The organism is Nitrosococcus halophilus Nc 4 (assembly GCF_000024725.1).
Taxonomy (GTDB): Bacteria; Pseudomonadota; Gammaproteobacteria; order Nitrosococcales; family Nitrosococcaceae; genus Nitrosococcus; species Nitrosococcus halophilus.
Window position 1 is genome coordinate 2,298,642 of the sequence record NC_013960.1, and the last position, 16,712, is coordinate 2,315,353.

Consider the following 16,712-nt stretch of genomic DNA (forward strand, 5'->3'; position numbering starts at 1 on the left):
CATGAAAGCTAAGCCGACTAAGCTCCCCGAGGTTTTGCTCATTGAACCCCGTGTCTTTGGTGACAAGCGGGGTTTTTTCTTTGAAAGCTATAACAAGATAGCCTTTGCGGCAGCCACCGATATTCAGGCCGAGTTTGTACAAGACAACCATTCTTGCTCGGCAAGGCACGTCCTACGGGGTTTACACTACCAGATTCGGCAGCCCCAAGGTAAATTGGTTCGGGTCGTTGCGGGTGAAGTCTTTGATGTGGCCGTTGATCTGCGGCGCAGTTCTTCTAGTTTTGGCCATTGGGTCGGTTGCCACCTCTCGGCGGAAAACAAGCATCAGCTCTGGGTGCCAGAAGGATTTGCCCACGGTTTTTTAGTGCTAAGTGAGTATGCGGAGTTCTTATATAAGACCACGGACTACTATGCCCCGGAATATGAGCGTTGCATTCGCTGGGATGATCCGGAGCTGGCTATAGACTGGCCCTTGGAGAAGGCTCCGCTGGTCTCCACCAAGGACCAAGCAGGTGTCGCTTTTAAAGAGGCGGAGCTGTTCCCATGAACAATACTCGGAAACGGATACTTTTGCTGGGCGCAAGTGGTCAGGTGGGTTGGGAGTTGCAGCGGACACTGGCTCCCTTAGGGGAGGTGATTGCCTTGAGACGAGATCGCCTCGATCTGGCCCAAGTAGAGAATATTGGCTCTTGCCTTGCCGACATTCAGCCGATCTTAATTGTCAATGCAGCGGCTTATACCGCCGTGGACCAGGCAGAAGAGGAACCGGAACGGGCCATGGCCATCAATGGCGATGTTCCTGGAATTCTGGCTGAAGCAGCGCGCCAACAGGGCGCGGCGCTTATCCATTATTCCACCGACTATGTCTTTGATGGGGAAAATACTTCCCCTTATCGGGAGACGGATACTCCCCGCCCCCTCAATGTATATGGCCAAACTAAACTGGCGGGGGAGAAGGCTATCGCCGCAGTGGGTGGAGCCTATTTGATCTTGCGAACCAGCTGGGTCTATGGGTTAAGGGGCCGTAATTTTCTATTGACCATGCAGCGACTTGCCCAGGAGAGAGAGGCCCTCAAAGTAGTGGATGACCAATGGGGCACTCCCACCTGGAGCCGTTTGATAGCAGAAGGAACGGCCCAAATTATTGCCCAGTCCCGAGGTCAGATGCAGGACTATATTCGCCAACAGGCAGGTACTTACCACCTAAGTTGTGGGGGAAAAACTACCTGGTATGGTTTTGCGCGGGTCATTTTGGATCGGTTAGCGCAAAGGACCACGCCGGTGGCGAGGCTGGAGGCTATTCCGACTTCAGGTTATCCTACCCCAGCCCAGCGCCCTGCCTTCTCTAGTTTGGATAATAGCCATGTTCGGGACACCTTTGGGATTCAACTGCCCCATTGGAAGGAGGCGCTAGGGCTTGCGCTTTCAGATTGACCACTAAGGGTTAAGCGACCCAACCTAATTCTTGAGCCCGTTGCCGCGCCAGCGCCGGGATATCCGTAGCAATAAAATGCTGATGCAGGATTTGCACCCCTAGGAGGTGGTTGATGATTGCATCTAACCGCACTTTAGTGGATATTGGTGTTGCTTCGGCCTCATGTAATTCAAACAGGGTATTGACCCCTTGAACATCCAATAATCCAGCCTGGGCGATGGCCTCCTCCGTCAGATATTTTTGGGCCAATTGGTTCACGGCTGCCCACTTTTGGGGATCCGTATGGGCAGGCGGCGCCATGAAAGCGAATTTTTCTCGTTCATAAAGTACCTTAGGTAGTAACCCTCGCATGGCCTCCCGTAAGACATACTTTTCCTTCTGCCCTTTAATCCGCATAGCGGGGGGCAGTTGGGTAGCGAGTTCGGCCAGATGGTGGTCTAGGAAGGGGGGGCGAGCTTCCATGGAGTTGGCCATATCCACCCGGTCTCCCCCCCAGGTCAGGATCTGCCCCTCAAGCATGGTTTTGACCCAAACATACTGGGCCTTGTCCAAAGGATGACGGTCAGCCAACATATCTGCGTCCAGATTCTCCGCGATAGCTTGTCCCGGTTTATAGTTTTCTAGTTGCTCCCGGAACGGAGCGCTCAGCAAAGCAGGGACATGTTCAGCCGCATGGAGCCAAGGCTGAAGGCAGCTAGGGGTAAAACCCATCAAGGCATTCAGAGCCGGGTCCTGGGTTTCGTTCTCGGCCAGCATCGCCCCCCGGAAGAGTTGGTTGCTTTGGGCCAGCCCCTGTTCCCATTGGGCTCGTTCCTGGGGGGAGAGGATATCAAGCCCATGGAGGAACATGTCTCGGCGGAAGGCGGGATAGCCCCCAAATAGTTCGTCCGAGCCTTCACCGGTGACGACCACTTTATATTGCGCTTGGTGGACATGGCGGCTCATTAGCAGTTTGGCAACCCCAAGGGTGTTGTAGATAGTTCGCTCGGTATGCCAGAGAGTTTCGGCAAAGTGGTCATAGAGGTGATCGGCCCGCAGCCGGATAATGTCTTGATCAGCCCCTGTTGAGCGCGCCATTTCCTGGGCGATGGGCGTTTCATCATAATCCGCATCATCAAAACCGATGGTGAAAGCTTTGACGGGTGACTGCTGGATGGCAGCCGAGAGACCTAGGGCGATGCAGGAGTCAATGCCTCCGGAGAGATAGCACCCTACCGGCACGTCTGCTTCTAGTCGAAGTTGCACAGCCTCGGTAAGCTTTGCCCGGACTCCTTCAATATAGTGCTCTTCCGGCAGGGAGTCGTGGCGATCCGATAGCCGGGGAAAATCAAGATCCCAGTATTTCTCTTCCCGGATCTGGAAAGTACCCTGTTTGCGCTCCACAATGACCACATGACCGGGTTTGACTTGATGAATGCCCTCGAAGGCGGTGCTGCCGGGTACCATGGTTTGCATCAATTGATGAAAGAGGCCTTGAGGGCTGAAGCGGCGTGGAACTTCAGGGTGGGCAAAGAGGGCCTTGAGTTCGGAACCAAATACCAGGGTGCCGTTCACTTGGGTCCAGTAGAGGGGTTTGATCCCAAAACGGTCCCGTACGAGCATTAGCCGATCCCTTTCCTGATCGTAGAGGGCAAAGGCAAATTCTCCCCGCAAGTGAGGTAACATGCCCTGTAGCCCTAGCCGGGGGTAGAGATGAAGCACCAACTCGGAGTCGCTCTTGGTTCGAAAACGGGCCCCCCGCGCGGTTAAATCGGCCCGGATTCGTTTGTAATCATAAAGTTCCCCATTGGTGGTGAGCAGCAATCGACCGTCCTCAGAAGCAAAAGGTTGTTGGCCTCGGTTCTCTTCCAGGTCAATAATGGAGAGGCGGGCATGACTGAAGCCGATCCCTTGTTCATTGAGGACTTTATAGCCAAAACCGTCCGGGCCGCGATGATGCTGAATGGCAGCCATGGCCACGAGGGTTTGGGGATCGATAGGATGGGAGGGGTTGAGATGTATGTAACCGGCAATACCACACATAGTTTCATTCCTTTTGTGGGTTGAGAATCAGTTCCTAGGAAAATGGCAAGCGGGTGACTCCCTAAAAGGGCGTTTTAGGTTTCGCTGTTGGGTCACCAAGTGGGTTTAGAGAAAGCGCTCTTTAGGGCGTATTTATTCCAGGCTAGCTTTGCCCTGGGGTGTCCATCACCTGATCGATACGTTGAACAAGGGAAGTGAGTAAAGCCATGCGCATAAATACGGCCCCCCGGGCTTGGGCAAAGTACCAATTATGCTCCGTATTGTCCAAATCAGTGGACAATTCCTCCCCCCGAGCCAAGGGATGGAGAATAATCGCCCCCGGTTTTAGGGGAGAAGACTGGCGAAGTCCCAAGCCTTCTCCCAGCTTTTCAAAACTGTCTCCTACCCAAGCAATGGAATTGATGTACACCACGTCCAAGGTGGGAAGTTCAGGATTGAGATGGCGGGCTATTCGGAGGGTAAGACCGGAAAGTTCTAGCTCCTCCCGCTGATCTTTTGCAAATACGTCTTCCTGGTGGCAAATCACGACCACTTCTTTTATCGCTGGTGCAAATAAGGCCAGGAACAACAGCAGACTGCGCACGGTGCGCATATAACCGGGTATTCCTACGATGCCCACCCTTATCTGGGTCTCGGCCGGGACCTTCGGTGCTATCAACTCAGGTCGCCACTTGAACAAGGTATACAAATCGGCTAAGCCCTGGGTGGGATGCTCATCAATGCCGTTCCCTGCATTGATAATGGGAATACGCAAGGATTCCAGCATTTTGTAGACGGCCTCCTCGCTGCCATCCCGCAGTACCACTAAATCTCCGTAGTTATTGAACATCTCGGCCACGTCGGCCAAGGTTTCCCCCTTGGCAATGCCCGTAGTGGCCGGATCGGTAATGGACATTACATCGCCGCCTAGTCGATGCCAGGCACTCTCAAATGAAAGTCGGGTACGGGTGCTGGGTTCATAAAAGGCATTGATGAGAATCTTACCCGTGAGGGGCAGTTGCATCCGGGTGGGGGTAGTCTCATAAAGGGCCGCTAGACGGCTGAGTTGAATGACTTTCTCCCGGTCGAACTGGCGAGCGCTGAGTATAGGGCGATTAGCCAGATCCACCAAAGGCGCCGGATTTTCTGGAATCTGCTCCATGAGGGCCAAGGGCCGCTCGATGCCGGCCGTATCATCCTTGGGCTGTAAAGGCTCCTTTAATAGAGGGTTGAATTTCTTCACCATAACTGACCCTTTATCCAATCGCGAAGCAGCAATACGAGCAAAACTAAAGGCGCAGCGGAGGTGATGATTAGGGCTGCCGTGACTAACCCAGTCAGCCATTCTGCCGATATCAGCATGGGGTTTCCTCTTGTGGATGAGCTTCCTGTAATCTGTCCCAGTTGAAGTCCCGGGGCCAAAGCCAGGTGCTTAAGAGCACGATAACCATGGACACGAAGGCGCCTACCAGGGCGGCCACATAAAACCCAATGGCGAAATAACTGGAGAGACCGGCAATGCTGCCCAGGGCCATGGCAGCGACTGCCCCCATTGGGTTGGTGCGGCGCCAATAGAGCCCTGCGGCAATGGGCCAGATGGTGCTGGCCACGAAAGCGCCGGTGAAATAGAGCAATTCGGCGAGCGTGGCTAGCCGGGGGACGCATAGGAGCCAAGTCAATACCCCAAGACCGATAATGGTGACCACCGTCACCCTACGGAGCTGCTGACCGGTGGCATGAGGGCGCAAGTGGCGCCGGTAGAGGTCTTCCACCACCAAGATACTGGTCGCTGCCAATAAAGAATCTAGGCTTGAGGAAAGGGCTGAGAATACCATAATCAGTACCAGAACTGCGCCAGTGACACCCAGCAATTCTCCGGCAACCATGGGACCGACCATATCCGCCGCCGGGATATTGAGATCCAGGGCGGGAACCGCCAGGGCAATAAAACCAGCCACGACCGGGATCGGCATCCATAAGATGCCCGCAGTGAAATAGGCCTTAAATCCCACCCCTTCTCGAAAGGAAAAAGCGCGGCTCCACCACACGTTAGAGTGAAACACTTCACCTATCCCAAACAACAGATTATTGAAAAGAAACATGAGGGCAGCGGGCATCAGGAGATTAAGTAATTGGGGGCGTTCTTCAACGACTGCGGTATGGATGCGGTCAAAGCCTACGTTATCGATGGCGAGCCAGGCAATCACCACCAGCCCAGATAAAATCAGCAGCGATTGGATAAAATCGGTGCCGATAACGGCGCGAAAGCCTCCCAACAGGGTATAGCTGACACAGATAGTTAGAATAATAGTCATGCCATAGTGGTAGGGAATGCCGGTCAGGGCATTGATGAGAATGCCTCCCGCCATTCCCATACTCACTAGCCAGCCGAGGCCGTAAAACAGGGAGATGAGAAGGAACAGTCGCCAGGCAGTTTTTCCATAGCGCAAGCGGATAAAATCACCGCTCGTATAGCCATTGGGCATGAGCTTGCGGATCCGCTTGGCAAGTGGGGCAAACATGAGCAGCCCTACCGCTCCCAGGGAATAGCCCAGCATCCCCCAGATGCCCATCTGGAAGGCCAGCTGGGGGGCGGCCATGGTAGTATTGCTGGTCACCCAGGTGGCCATGGCGGTGGCAGTGCCTAAGGCAAGTCCTACCCTGCGTCCGGCCAGCACATATTCGTCTAGGGCTTTGGCATTGCGGCCCCAGAACCAGCCGAGCCAGACCCAAATCACGCTGAGAATGGCTAAGGTGATCCAACCGAGGCGAGGCTCCAGGATGGCGCTGTTAATCGAATTCATGTGGGCACCACCTGGTTGATTTCCTCAATGGCTTCATTGGTGGACATGACTCGTGCATAACGATCTTTCATAGTTTGTATGGTCGCCTTTTGCAGTTCCGGAGTGACCGTGGTGCAACCATCCTCGATCAAAGTCGTGTAGAAACCTAGATCGCAGGCGTCGCGAATAGCTGTGGAGACACATTCATTGCTATAGACTCCAGCCACGAATAGGCCCGTAATCCCTAAGTTACGCAAGACATAGGACAAATTGGTGGAGCTAAAGACGCCGCTGGCGGTTTTGTTAATGATAATCTCATCTCCTTGGGGGGCGATTTCTGGCAGAAACTCCGCTTCCTTAGAGCCTGGCGGGGCATAGAGGCCTAAGCGTTTGTGTTGGGGGCCGCGATCACGACCGTCTTTTGTTAAGGACTGGATGCGGGTGTGAATGACCTCCAAGCCGTTGCTGCGAAAGGTGTCTTGCAGGCGCCGCACATTGGGTAAGACGATCTGTTCTAACTGGTCAAAGTAATAGAATTCGGGGGCCTCTTTAGGGACTTGCCCTTTGGGTAAATGGGCAAAAACTCCATAGCCAGGCGCCGCATCCAGGTATTGTAAGTCCACTACCAGCAGCGCGGTGCGGCCCCTTTCTAAGGATTCCACAACGGCGGGGATTTCGGTCACGGTCTCCCGGTAGCTGTCCCGCAATGGATCAAAACTTTCCTTTGAGGATGAGTTTGGTTTGGCCATGATGGTATTAATGAAAGCTTAGTGGGCTAGTTGATAGAGCGTATTTAACGCTACGTTGGCTCCTATTTCGATGTCCTCCCAGGGGGTCCATTCTGCCGGGGAATGACTGCGTCCCCCTTGGCTAGGAACAAAAATCATGCCTGCCCGGGTAAGGGTCGCCATGATTTGGGTGTCGTGGGCAGCTCCGCTTGGCATCTGCAAAGGCTCCACCCCGAGATTTCGGGCCGCATCAAAAATGGCCTCCATGAGGCCTGGGTCGCACTTGACCGGTTCAATCTCACTCAAAACTTCAAATTCGAACATGAGCCCTCGGCGACGGGCAATCGCAGAGAGGGCGCGGCGGAAGGCATCAGCTAAATCCCTAAGGATGACCCCTTCGGTGTCCCGCACATCCAGCGAGAATTTGACGCTTCCCGGGACTACATTGGCGGCTCCGGGAAAAATCTCTACCCGACCGATGGTCGCTACGCTACGAGCGCTGCCATTTTCTTCCAGGATCCGGGGGATTTCCCCAGCAAATTCAGCCAGGCCTTGAAAGGCATCCTGGCGCATGTCCATGGGGGTGGTGCCGGCATGGTTGGCCGTTCCCTTCAGGGTGGCCTCCCATTTGAACAAGCCGACGATGCCTTCAACCACACCAATGCTGACTCCCTCCCGTTCTAAAACGGGACCTTGTTCAATATGAAGTTCTAGAAAGGCGAGTACGCTTTCCGGCTTGCGCCGGGCCCGCAGGATATCCGTGGGATTAAGGCCCTGGGCCGTCATCACTTGGGAGAGGCTCATTCCGTCCAGGTCGCGGGCATTGTAAATAGCCTCAGGGGTGAGCTGGCCGCAGATAGCCTGAGACCCCAGCATGCCGCCGAAACGCCCTTCTTCATCGGTAAAAGCGATGGCTTCTACCGCATGGCGCAAAGACAGCCCCAGCTCCTTGAAGCGTCGCAGGCACTCCAGTCCCACCAATACCCCTAGGGCCCCATCGAGGTGGCCGGCTCCCGGTACCGTATCAATATGGGAGCCGGTCATGATGCTGGGACGTTGACCATCCCAATTGAAGCGGGCGTGGATATTCGCAGCCCCATCCACGTACAGATCTAATCCCGCTTCTTGAATGCGTTTTTGCAGCCATTCGCGGGCGGCCTGGTCGCCTTCGCTAAAGGCCATGCGGTAAAGGCTGTAATTTTCATGCCGGCCAATACGGGCTAAGGTCTCCACATCCGCTTGCAGCCGCTCGAAGTTCACCTTGAGGGATTTCGCCATCACTTGGCTCTCTCTTTTTGACTGTGCCGGGCTCCAGAGATTATAAGAACTAGGGTGGCAAGGAATACCACGGCCCCAGCGGCAAAGAAAGCAAAAGCGCGCGCGGGAGGATGGTGTCGGACAGTTACCGCTACCGGTGAACTCCATGGGCTTGTTGGCTGTCCCTGGTCCAAGGCGCGGACCCGATAAAAATATTGGCCGTTCTTGCGCCCGCTGATTAGCGTTGCTTGATCGGGACCTCGGTAAATCGTTGTTGGTTGGGTAAATCCCGCGTCACTAGCTTCTTGGAGTTCATAGCTTGAGGCTAACAACCCATTTCCCTGCCATTTTAGATGGTAAAATCCTGCTGTTGCAGTACGGCTGTCAGAGACGAGTTCCGGGACAAGGGGAGCTGCTTCAACCGCCCACGCCGATGAGGCTATAGGGAGAAGGACAATAATAACTGAAATAACTGATCTTAATTTTTCCGTAATACTGGCTCGAATCCTCATGATAATTTATGGCTGTTTCGGCCCTACTTATTGTGTCAAGTCAGAGGATATGGCGAATGGGCCAGGAGTTGTTTCGTCATCATATCCAAGGCAAATCTTTTTTCATTATACAAGCTTAGAGTCTAGGTTCCATAAATGGAGGATCAATCCGTTACTGCTCGCCATCGATCCCATAAGTCTGGTGTCAAAAAAAGCGTTTGGACTTTCGGAAAGTTTGGAATTGTCCCATTTAGACAGCGGTTGTTCAAATTAGCACAGGCCAAAATATCCCCTTTGGGGCGTCTTTACTGGGCACGCCCAAACTCTTTTATTGCTTTGATTTTGGGGGGGTTCTTAATTGTAGCCTTGCCTTTATCCGCCGGACTGATTATCGCCACTGTGGAAATGGAATACTTGGCGCGTCAAAGCACGGCAGCCGTTTATAAAAGCGTTCGGGTAACTCAAGGAAGTCGAATCTTGGGACAACAACTTATTGCAATGGAGCGTGCTGTGAGGCAATTTCAGGTGTTGAATGATCCTGCGCTATATCAGGCCTATATGGCTAACCGCCGCAAATTCCGGGATATTCTAGGGCAAATGTTAGAATTACCTCTCAGCGAGGAGCAACGGCAAGGGTTTGGCGCGCTGGCGCGTAAAGAGAGCGAGATTTACGATGTTTTGAGTCGTTATGCTTTAGATGCCGATGCCAGTAAACAAGCTCTCAACCAGTTTTCCGGCTTAGCACGCCAGGCACAGGCGCTACTAGCGGAGAGTAATCAGTTGGTGGGCGAAGAGGTTAATGCCCTGCAAGAGACGGCACGCAAGTCGAAGGAGTGGCTCTTTTGGCAAGCATTGATTCTTATTCCTGCGGCAGTGGCCATGGCCGGTTTGTTTACGGTCTTGATTAGGCGATATTTTCGCCAGTTTGACAAATCCATAAGGCGCCTGGGTGATGGGGATTTTGAGACCCCTATCAAGGTGACGGGTCCCCGTGACTTGGAAGCACTAGGGCAACAATTGGATTGGTTACGACAACGTTTGGTCGAGCTGGAAGAAGCCAAAACCAAGTTTCTTCGACACGTTTCCCATGAGCTCAAAACGCCGTTGGCAGCCCTGCGGGAGGGGGCGGAATTGCTTTGCGATCAGGTTACGGGCCGTTTGAATCCGCAGCAATTAGAAGTGGCCCGGATCTTACGTGACAATAGTTTGCGTTTGCAAAAGCTGATTGAAGATATGCTTCGCTTTAGCCTAGCAGGGAGCAATCAAATCGAACATATTCCCGAAGTCGTGCGGTTGGATCAGCTGATTAAAATCGTGTTATCTGATCACAAGCCGACCACGCTATCGAAGCGGGTTAAGCTCGTTGCAGATTTGAATCCGGTAAGAGTTTTTGGTGACCGGGAACGTTTGAAAGCCATTATTGATAATTTAGTGTCCAATGCCCTTAAGTATTCACCCTCTGATAGTTCAGTGAAGGTCAAATTAGCCCAGGAAGGCAATCAAGTCCACCTTGATGTGTGTGATTCCGGTCCCGGGGTTGCGTCTGAGGATGGAGAACGGATATTTGATTCCTTCTATCAAGGGAGGGCGCAGCCCTTAGGCCCCGTTAAAGGAACCGGCTTAGGACTTTCAATTGTAAAAGAAAGCGTCCTCGCCCATGGAGGCCATATCGAACTTATCAATAGTGGTCAAAGGGGAGCGCATTTTCGAGTGACTCTGCCTTTGACAGTGGCGGAGCAGCGCCCATGAGGGAGATAAGCTATGGGAAGGCACTAGGTGTGTTGGTGCTGGCTTTGTTGTTAGCCAGCTGTACCGCACTGAAATCTGCTTATCCAATTCCCGTTGATGAACTTTCTACTCCGCCACCCAACCACTTAGAACCGGATCCGAATAATTCGGTACTTCTGCTTCACTATTATCGTGGTTTGCGTTCCTTGTCAGAGGGGGAGCTGCGGCAAGAATTGGATCGAGCATGGCAGGCGACCGCCAAAGAGCCGACGGCCTTTGATCGCTTACGGCTGATTTTGCTCCTTTCTTTACCCGAGGCACCGTTCCAGGACTTGGAGCAAGCCCGGGGGATGTTGCATGATTTTCTAGAGACTGAGAATGCTGAAGGACTCTATGATTTGGCCTTATTGCTTCAAGGGTTTGTGGTGGAAGAGGCACAACAGGAACGTCGCTATCGTCTCCTTCAAGAAAAGCTCCAACAAAAAGAGGAGCAAGTGAGACGCTTGAGAAGTGGACTGAAATACCTTGATGGTCGTCGTAAGCAGGAGCAGGAGTGGGCCAAGAGCTTGGAGAAGCAACTAGAAGACGAGCGAGGAAGAGCGGAAACGTTAGAACGAAAGCTTGAGGCCCTTAAAACCATAGAAAAAAGGCTAGAGCACCGAAATCAATCCAAGGAGAATTTGGAACTACCTGAACAGGGAAAAGAATTAGATGAGTGAAAAAAACAGGATTCTACTGGTAGATGATGATCGCGATCTGCTGCGATTATTATCAATGCGTTTGGCTGGACGTGGTTACGAAACTGTAGTCGCGGAAAGCGGGGAAGAGGCGTTGGCTCAGGTGGAGTTGGCCCGCCCCCAAGCGGTAATCACCGATTTGCGAATGGAAGGAATGGATGGGATGGTGTTGGCGGACTGCATTCACCGCAAAAACCCAGCATTGCCGGTGATTATTTTGACCGCCCATGGTTCGATCCCCGATGCAGTGCATGCGACTAAAAATGGAGTCTTCGCTTTTCTGACTAAACCCTTCAATAGCCGGGAACTCTTGGCCCAAGTGGAGAAGGCGCTTCAGATTTCGGGTACCCACTACGCTTCGGAGAAAGAGCCGACAGAGAGTTGGCGCGAGGAGATCATCACCCGCAGCTCACTGATGGAGGATTTACTGAGTCAGGCTCGGCTAGTTGCCGAAAGCGATGCCAGCATTTGCCTGCGAGGTGACAGCGGGACGGGCAAGGAGTTACTGGCCAAAGCTATCCATAAGGCCAGCTCCCGGAATGAACAACCTTTTATTGCCGTTAACTGTGCGGCCATTCCAGAGTTGCTGCTGGAATCTGAGTTATTCGGCCATGCTAAAGGTGCGTTTACTGGCGCAACCCGGGATTATCCAGGACTATTTCAGGCCGCCCATGGGGGTACCTTGTTTCTGGATGAAATCGGGGATATGCCTTTTTCTCTCCAGGTAAAATTGCTACGGGCTTTGCAGGAGCAACAAGTACGGCCTGTGGGGAGTACCTCCACTGTCATGGTGGATGTGCGTATTATCTCGGCCACCCACAGAGATTTGGATGCAGAAGTACGTGATGGCAATTTTCGGGAAGATCTCTATTATCGGCTTAATGTGGTGGTATTGGAGATTCCACCCCTCGCCGAGCGGCGAGAAGATATCCTTCCCCTTGCCAGCCATTTTCTATCCACTATTGGGAATGGAATCAAGAAAAATGTTCGGGGGTTTTCCGGCGAAGCCATAGAGTTGTTGGTGAGTGCTCCTTGGCCGGGCAATGTACGCCAGCTCCATAATGTTGTGGAACAAACCGTCGCTTTGTCCACCACCCCCATTATTTCCGCTAAACTGGTCAAAAAAGCACTGCGGCAGCAGTCAGGCCAATTTCCTTCCTTTGCAGAAGCCCGGAGGCAGTTTGAGCAGGAATATCTGGCGGGCCTACTCAAAATCACCAATGGCAATGTGACTCAGGCGGCCCGTCTGGCCCAGCGTAATCGCACCGATTTTTATAAGCTTTTGCAACGTCATAACTTGGATCCTTCCGCATTTAAGCCTGTGAAGCGGCAGTAAGCACCAAATCTAATGAAGCCGCGAATGCACGCGAATGAACGCCATATCTTGAGCAGTTAGTCATGGAGTATGGGGAATTTGGGTTCATGATCCTGGCCCTTTTGGGGGGGATGCTCCTGGGGGGATTTTATTTTGGAGGGCTATGGCTGACCGTACGCCGTTTGCCTCATGTACGGCATCCCGCCTTATGGATGATGTTGAGCCTGGTGCTGCGCTCCGCGGTAGTACTTGCCTGTTTCTATTTCCTCTTGGGGAGCCATTGGGAACAAATACTGGCTGCTTTAGCGGGCATGCTGCTTATCCGTACTTTTCTCGTACGCCGCCTCCGGCCAAAGAGCGAAGAGGTGACACCCTCCTCACCCCGGAGACAGCAAATATAGGACGTAGGATGGGTAGAGCGCTAGCGAAACCCATCATTACAGCGGGTTTCATCATTATGTTATGACCGACTACCGTCGCTATCGTATCAAAGGTGGTTGTTATTTTTTCACCGTTGCGCTTGTGGACAGGGAACAGGGGGTGCTGATAGAAAATATTGGCCAATTACGGTTAGCATTTCGTGAGGTCATGGCCAACCATCCTTTTCAAATTGACGCCATTGTCATTCTGCCTGATCATCTGCATTGCATCTGGACCCTTCCTGAAGGGGACGATCGCTTTTCCATGCGGTGGCGCCAGATCAAATCCGCTTTCTCGCGGCAAGTTCCCAAGGTGGAGGCGCGATCAAAGAGCAGGATCAAGAAACGGGAAAGAGGTTTATGGCAACGCCGTTTTTGGGAACATGGGATACGGGATGATAGGGATTATCGCCAGCACCTGGATTATATTCATTACAATCCTGTAAAGCATGGTTATGTCCAGCGGGTTGTCGATTGGCCATATTCCTCCTTTCATCGTTTCGTGGGTTGGGGAGTTTATCCCCAAGATTGGGCGGGTGATGAAGTGAATCAGGAAATGGATTGGGAATAGAGTATGGAATTGATGGGTTTCGCTCAAGAGAGTGTAAAAGTATTACTGATTTTTATGCGTTGGGACATGCAGGCTGTTCATTGTTATTTGCTGGAATAGGGGAAAATCAAACACTTTTACACTTTCTAACGCTCTACCCATCCTACGCAGATTTAGTGGATTGTCATAAAAGTTTACAGTTAGGGTAAAAACTTAATTTTAAAATTTTAAAAAACAGTTACTTACTTATTTGGCGTTTATCTTGCATAAGATATCTTGTATGGAGAGAGTACCCCTTAATTAGGATTGCATTCATAAAAATATAGATTTAGGAACAACTTGTTGTTGGTTGCCTAATACGATGGGTAGAGATTATGTATAAACTTTTATGGTCTGGTCTGTTGTTGTTTCTCGGGCTTATAGCGAGTTCAGCCCAAGCTGTGTTGATAAACGCCCAGCTTACGGGAGATGGTCGGGCTGGTAACCCTGACTTGCTCCAGGTCGATGTTCTGATAGATGTGACCGGTAATGTTGCAGAGTGGGATATTACTGTCGATACGACTAACCACCCCGACATCAAACTTGATGAATTTTATTTTAATCTAAGAGATCCGTTTAACGGTAACAGTTCGCCTTGGACATTTGAAACAAACCCGCCAGCGGGATCAAATAGTGGAAATGCTAATTTCTATTTTACCGATTTTGATCCAGCTGATTGGTTGATTGATTCGCCTGCCGACCCTGTGGGTGGGGGGACCTTTACACCAAACTTCTTATTTGAATACTCAGGATCAAATGTTAATAATTTAACGTCACTGAGTTTTACAATGGTTTCTAACATTGGCGATTTTGTAGCAGATGATTTTTTGATGGCGCCTAGTTCGGTGAGTACGGATAATGATTTGGGTTCCGGTCAATTGGGTGCTCATCTTCAGTCACTTGCAGTGAATGATGCCACCTGCCCTGATGGTAGTTGTAGCGATAGTGGATTTGCTTTGGGTGTTTACAGTGACGGCGGTGGACCCCAGCAAATCCCCGAACCAAGCGTTCTGGCTCTCTTCGGCACCGGTCTTCTGGGCTTAGGTCTCATTGGCCGTCGTCGTAAGCGCTTAGCTTAAAACAAAATTTTTGTGTAAAAAAAACAGACACCGGCTTTAAGCCGGTGTCTTTGGGGTTGAATTTCTACAGAAAATTTCCGCTATTTATCTTTACCTCCCTTCCCATTGCCATTGCCTTTTCCTCCCCCGGAGCCTCCTTTACTACCAGAACCCACATTGACGGTTATTGAGGTCGTGGCGGTATTGCCTGCCCTGTCTTCGGCGACTGCACTGATGCTATGGGAACCTTTGGCGTCTTTGCGGGTATTCCAACTGTAGGAGAGGGGACTGGTGTCGGTTGCGCTCCTCATTGCCCCGTCGATGAAGAGCTGAATGGCGGCAAGGTCGGTGTTATCGCTGGCATTCACTGTAATATGGACTGTACCGCTAACGGTGCTACCCTCCGCAGGCTCTGTGATGCTCACGCTGGGAGGCGTGGTGTCGCTGGAATCCGGGGTGTTGTCCACGAGTAGGGTGACAGTGGAGGAAACCCCTTCGTTGCCGGCAGCATCATAGGCATAAGCGATAAGGGATACCGAACCATCGGCTACCTGAGTGGAATCCCAGCTAAAGCCATAGAGGGAAGTGGTATCACTGCCAACGAATTGGTCATTAGCATAAAGGTCGACTCGGGTCACACCGGCGTTATCCTCGGCACTGACGTCGATGGCGACGGTACCGGACACTGTGGCTCCCTCGCTGGGAGAGAGGATGGCCACCGAGGGTGCTTGGGTATCGATGGCGTTCGTCTCGCTGGCGGCAACCACGGCGCTGTAAGCATTGATACGACCATGGCCGTAGAAGCTGTCCCAACCGCTGCTACCCAGGTCATCGGCGGTGCTTTCTAAAATGGATTCTATTTCTCCCGGTGAGAGGAACGGATTGGCGGATAGGATCAGTGCAACCACCCCGGCAGTAGCGGGGCTGGCAAAGGAGGTGCCAGAAACCGAGCCGTAGCTGCCGCCCCGGGTAGTGGTCCAGATTCCCGCACCGGGAGCGGAGACATCCACATAGTCGCCATAGCTGGACCAACTGGCTTTGCTGTCGCTGCTGGTGGTGGCAGAAACCGAAATCATGTAGGGGTTATCACTGTAGCCGGGATTACTGCCACTGTTGCCGGCGGCGACTACCACAATTCCCCCTAGGCTTTGGAAATACTGGGCGGCATTGGAGACGGTCGAGCTATTGGTCACATCATAGCTGATGTTGGCTACCTGGGCGCCTTGATCAGCCGCCCAGGTCAGGGCCTCGGCAATATCGCTCCAGTAGGCCCAGCCATCGCTGGAATCCGTGACTCGGAGGGGCATAATAAGGGCGTTCCAAGCGATGGAGGCAACCCCCTGGCTATTGTTGCTGCTGGCTGCGGCAGTGCCGGCCACCTTGGTGCCATGGCCGTGGATATCGGAGGTGTTGCTGTTATTGCCGGCCGTATTCCACCCAGAGAGGACTTTGCCAAACAGATCCGGGTGGGTGTCATCCACCCCCGTATCTAGAACCGCCACCGTAATGTTATCCCCGAAGGCGGTGTCCCAGGCTAAAGGTGCGGCGATCTTTGGCAAGTGCCAAGCGCTTGAATATTTCGGATCATCGGGAATGGTTTCACTCAGCTCCACCACCCAGTCTTTTTCGGCAAACTTGATGTGGGGATTGCGTGCCAGGGCCCGGGCCACGGCCTCTTCGGCTTGTTCAGGCACATCTACAATATGGACATTGAGGGGACCAATACGGCCCTTTGAGGTAGCGCCCGTCCGGGCAAAGATTTTATTCAGTTCTGAGTCTGGCAATCCTGCCTTAGGTTGGACCAGGAGGCGTCCGGGAGCCCAGGGCTTGGCAGGGGGCTCAGCTTGGGCCGGGGAAATGAATAGGGGCAGGGCGGCGGCTAATAGAAAAAGCATGGAGGTGGTTTTAATGAGTGAAACGAGGTGCGCTCCTTGGCGCGCGATACAGCGTTCCATAAATTGCTCCTTTGGGTTGCAGGACAAAACTTAGTGATTGGGAAATCACCGAACTTGAGTTCGGCAACCTCAACCTGAAAACCTTAACGGCAGGTTTTATCGAGAATTCATGGGGGCAACTGGGAGTTGCTTCACATCCTTGGGAATTGGCGGAGATAGGGCGGGCAGAAAACCGCGGTGAAACCAATGGGGGGATGGAGTGTAGTCGCTAGGTAG

Annotated in this window: 16 protein-coding genes; 8 read left to right on the forward strand and 8 right to left on the reverse strand. The window is 52.5% G+C overall.

The features are described from left to right. Position 1 precedes the first annotated feature (1 nt). A complete protein-coding gene (gene rfbC / locus NHAL_RS10790) occupies positions 2-547 on the forward strand; it encodes a dTDP-4-dehydrorhamnose 3,5-epimerase (RefSeq protein ID WP_013033172.1) in 546 nt (181 codons plus the stop codon). Further along, complete coding sequence (gene rfbD, locus NHAL_RS10795; protein WP_013033173.1) at positions 544-1,434, forward strand: dTDP-4-dehydrorhamnose reductase; 891 nt, start codon at positions 544-546, stop codon at positions 1,432-1,434. Before rfbC ends, rfbD begins: the two co-directional genes overlap by 4 nt. 10 nt (positions 1,435-1,444) lie before the next feature. On the opposite strand, the gene asnB is transcribed toward rfbD, so the two are convergent. From asnB to NHAL_RS10825, 7 genes are all read right to left on the reverse strand, one after another. After that, a complete protein-coding gene (gene asnB / locus NHAL_RS10800; RefSeq protein WP_013033174.1) occupies positions 1,445-3,457 on the reverse strand; it encodes an asparagine synthase (glutamine-hydrolyzing) in 2,013 nt (670 codons plus the stop codon). A 142-nt stretch (positions 3,458-3,599) separates the two neighbouring features. Continuing rightward, a complete protein-coding gene (locus NHAL_RS10805; RefSeq protein ID WP_013033175.1) occupies positions 3,600-4,682 on the reverse strand; it encodes an aspartate/ornithine carbamoyltransferase family protein in 1,083 nt (360 codons plus the stop codon). Continuing rightward, positions 4,676-4,798 (reverse strand): hypothetical protein, encoded by a 123-nt coding sequence (locus tag NHAL_RS22255; RefSeq protein WP_013033176.1) that lies wholly within the window; start codon positions 4,796-4,798, stop codon positions 4,676-4,678. Before NHAL_RS22255 ends, NHAL_RS10805 begins: the two co-directional genes overlap by 7 nt. Continuing rightward, the gene (locus tag NHAL_RS10810; protein ID WP_013033177.1) at positions 4,792-6,240 is read right to left on the reverse strand and encodes a sodium:solute symporter family protein; all 1,449 of its coding nucleotides are present in this window, start codon (positions 6,238-6,240) and stop codon (positions 4,792-4,794) included. Before NHAL_RS10810 ends, NHAL_RS22255 begins: the two co-directional genes overlap by 7 nt. Then, entirely contained in the window at positions 6,237-6,968 is a 732-nt protein-coding gene (locus NHAL_RS10815) for a cysteine hydrolase family protein (protein WP_013033178.1), read from the reverse strand. Before NHAL_RS10815 ends, NHAL_RS10810 begins: the two co-directional genes overlap by 4 nt. A gap of 18 nt (positions 6,969-6,986) precedes the next feature. After that, positions 6,987-8,225, reverse strand: coding sequence for a Zn-dependent hydrolase (locus NHAL_RS10820; RefSeq protein ID WP_013033179.1), 1,239 nt, complete (start codon positions 8,223-8,225; stop codon positions 6,987-6,989). After that, positions 8,225-8,716: a hypothetical protein gene (locus tag NHAL_RS10825; RefSeq protein WP_013033180.1), complete on the reverse strand. Its 492-nt coding sequence runs from the start codon at positions 8,714-8,716 to the stop codon at positions 8,225-8,227. Before NHAL_RS10825 ends, NHAL_RS10820 begins: the two co-directional genes overlap by 1 nt. Before the next feature lie 345 nt (positions 8,717-9,061). On the opposite strand from NHAL_RS10825, the gene NHAL_RS10830 reads away from it, so the two are divergent. The 6 genes from NHAL_RS10830 to NHAL_RS22000 all read left to right on the forward strand — a co-directional run bounded on the left by NHAL_RS10830 (position 9,062) and on the right by NHAL_RS22000 (position 14,562). Further along, entirely contained in the window at positions 9,062-10,444 is a 1,383-nt protein-coding gene (locus NHAL_RS10830; RefSeq protein WP_238985339.1) for a sensor histidine kinase, read from the forward strand. Next, positions 10,441-11,142, forward strand: a complete 702-nt coding sequence (locus NHAL_RS10835; RefSeq protein ID WP_013033182.1) for a hypothetical protein — start codon at positions 10,441-10,443, stop codon at positions 11,140-11,142. Before NHAL_RS10830 ends, NHAL_RS10835 begins: the two co-directional genes overlap by 4 nt. Then, a complete protein-coding gene (locus NHAL_RS10840; RefSeq protein ID WP_013033183.1) occupies positions 11,135-12,496 on the forward strand; it encodes a sigma 54-interacting transcriptional regulator in 1,362 nt (453 codons plus the stop codon). Before NHAL_RS10835 ends, NHAL_RS10840 begins: the two co-directional genes overlap by 8 nt. Positions 12,497-12,582: 86 nt before the next feature. After that, complete coding sequence (locus NHAL_RS10845; protein WP_041355656.1) at positions 12,583-12,876, forward strand: N-ATPase subunit AtpR; 294 nt, start codon at positions 12,583-12,585, stop codon at positions 12,874-12,876. A gap of 61 nt (positions 12,877-12,937) precedes the next feature. Next, positions 12,938-13,465 (forward strand): REP-associated tyrosine transposase, encoded by a 528-nt coding sequence (locus NHAL_RS10850; RefSeq protein ID WP_013033185.1) that lies wholly within the window; start codon positions 12,938-12,940, stop codon positions 13,463-13,465. Between the two features lie 353 nt (positions 13,466-13,818). Then, complete coding sequence (locus NHAL_RS22000; RefSeq protein ID WP_013033187.1) at positions 13,819-14,562, forward strand: PEP-CTERM sorting domain-containing protein; 744 nt, start codon at positions 13,819-13,821, stop codon at positions 14,560-14,562. 80 nt (positions 14,563-14,642) lie between these two features. Here NHAL_RS22000 and NHAL_RS10860 read toward each other — a convergent pair whose 3' ends face one another. Further along, positions 14,643-16,496: a S8 family serine peptidase gene (locus tag NHAL_RS10860; protein ID WP_013033188.1), complete on the reverse strand. Its 1,854-nt coding sequence runs from the start codon at positions 16,494-16,496 to the stop codon at positions 14,643-14,645. Positions 16,497-16,712 lie beyond the last annotated feature (216 nt).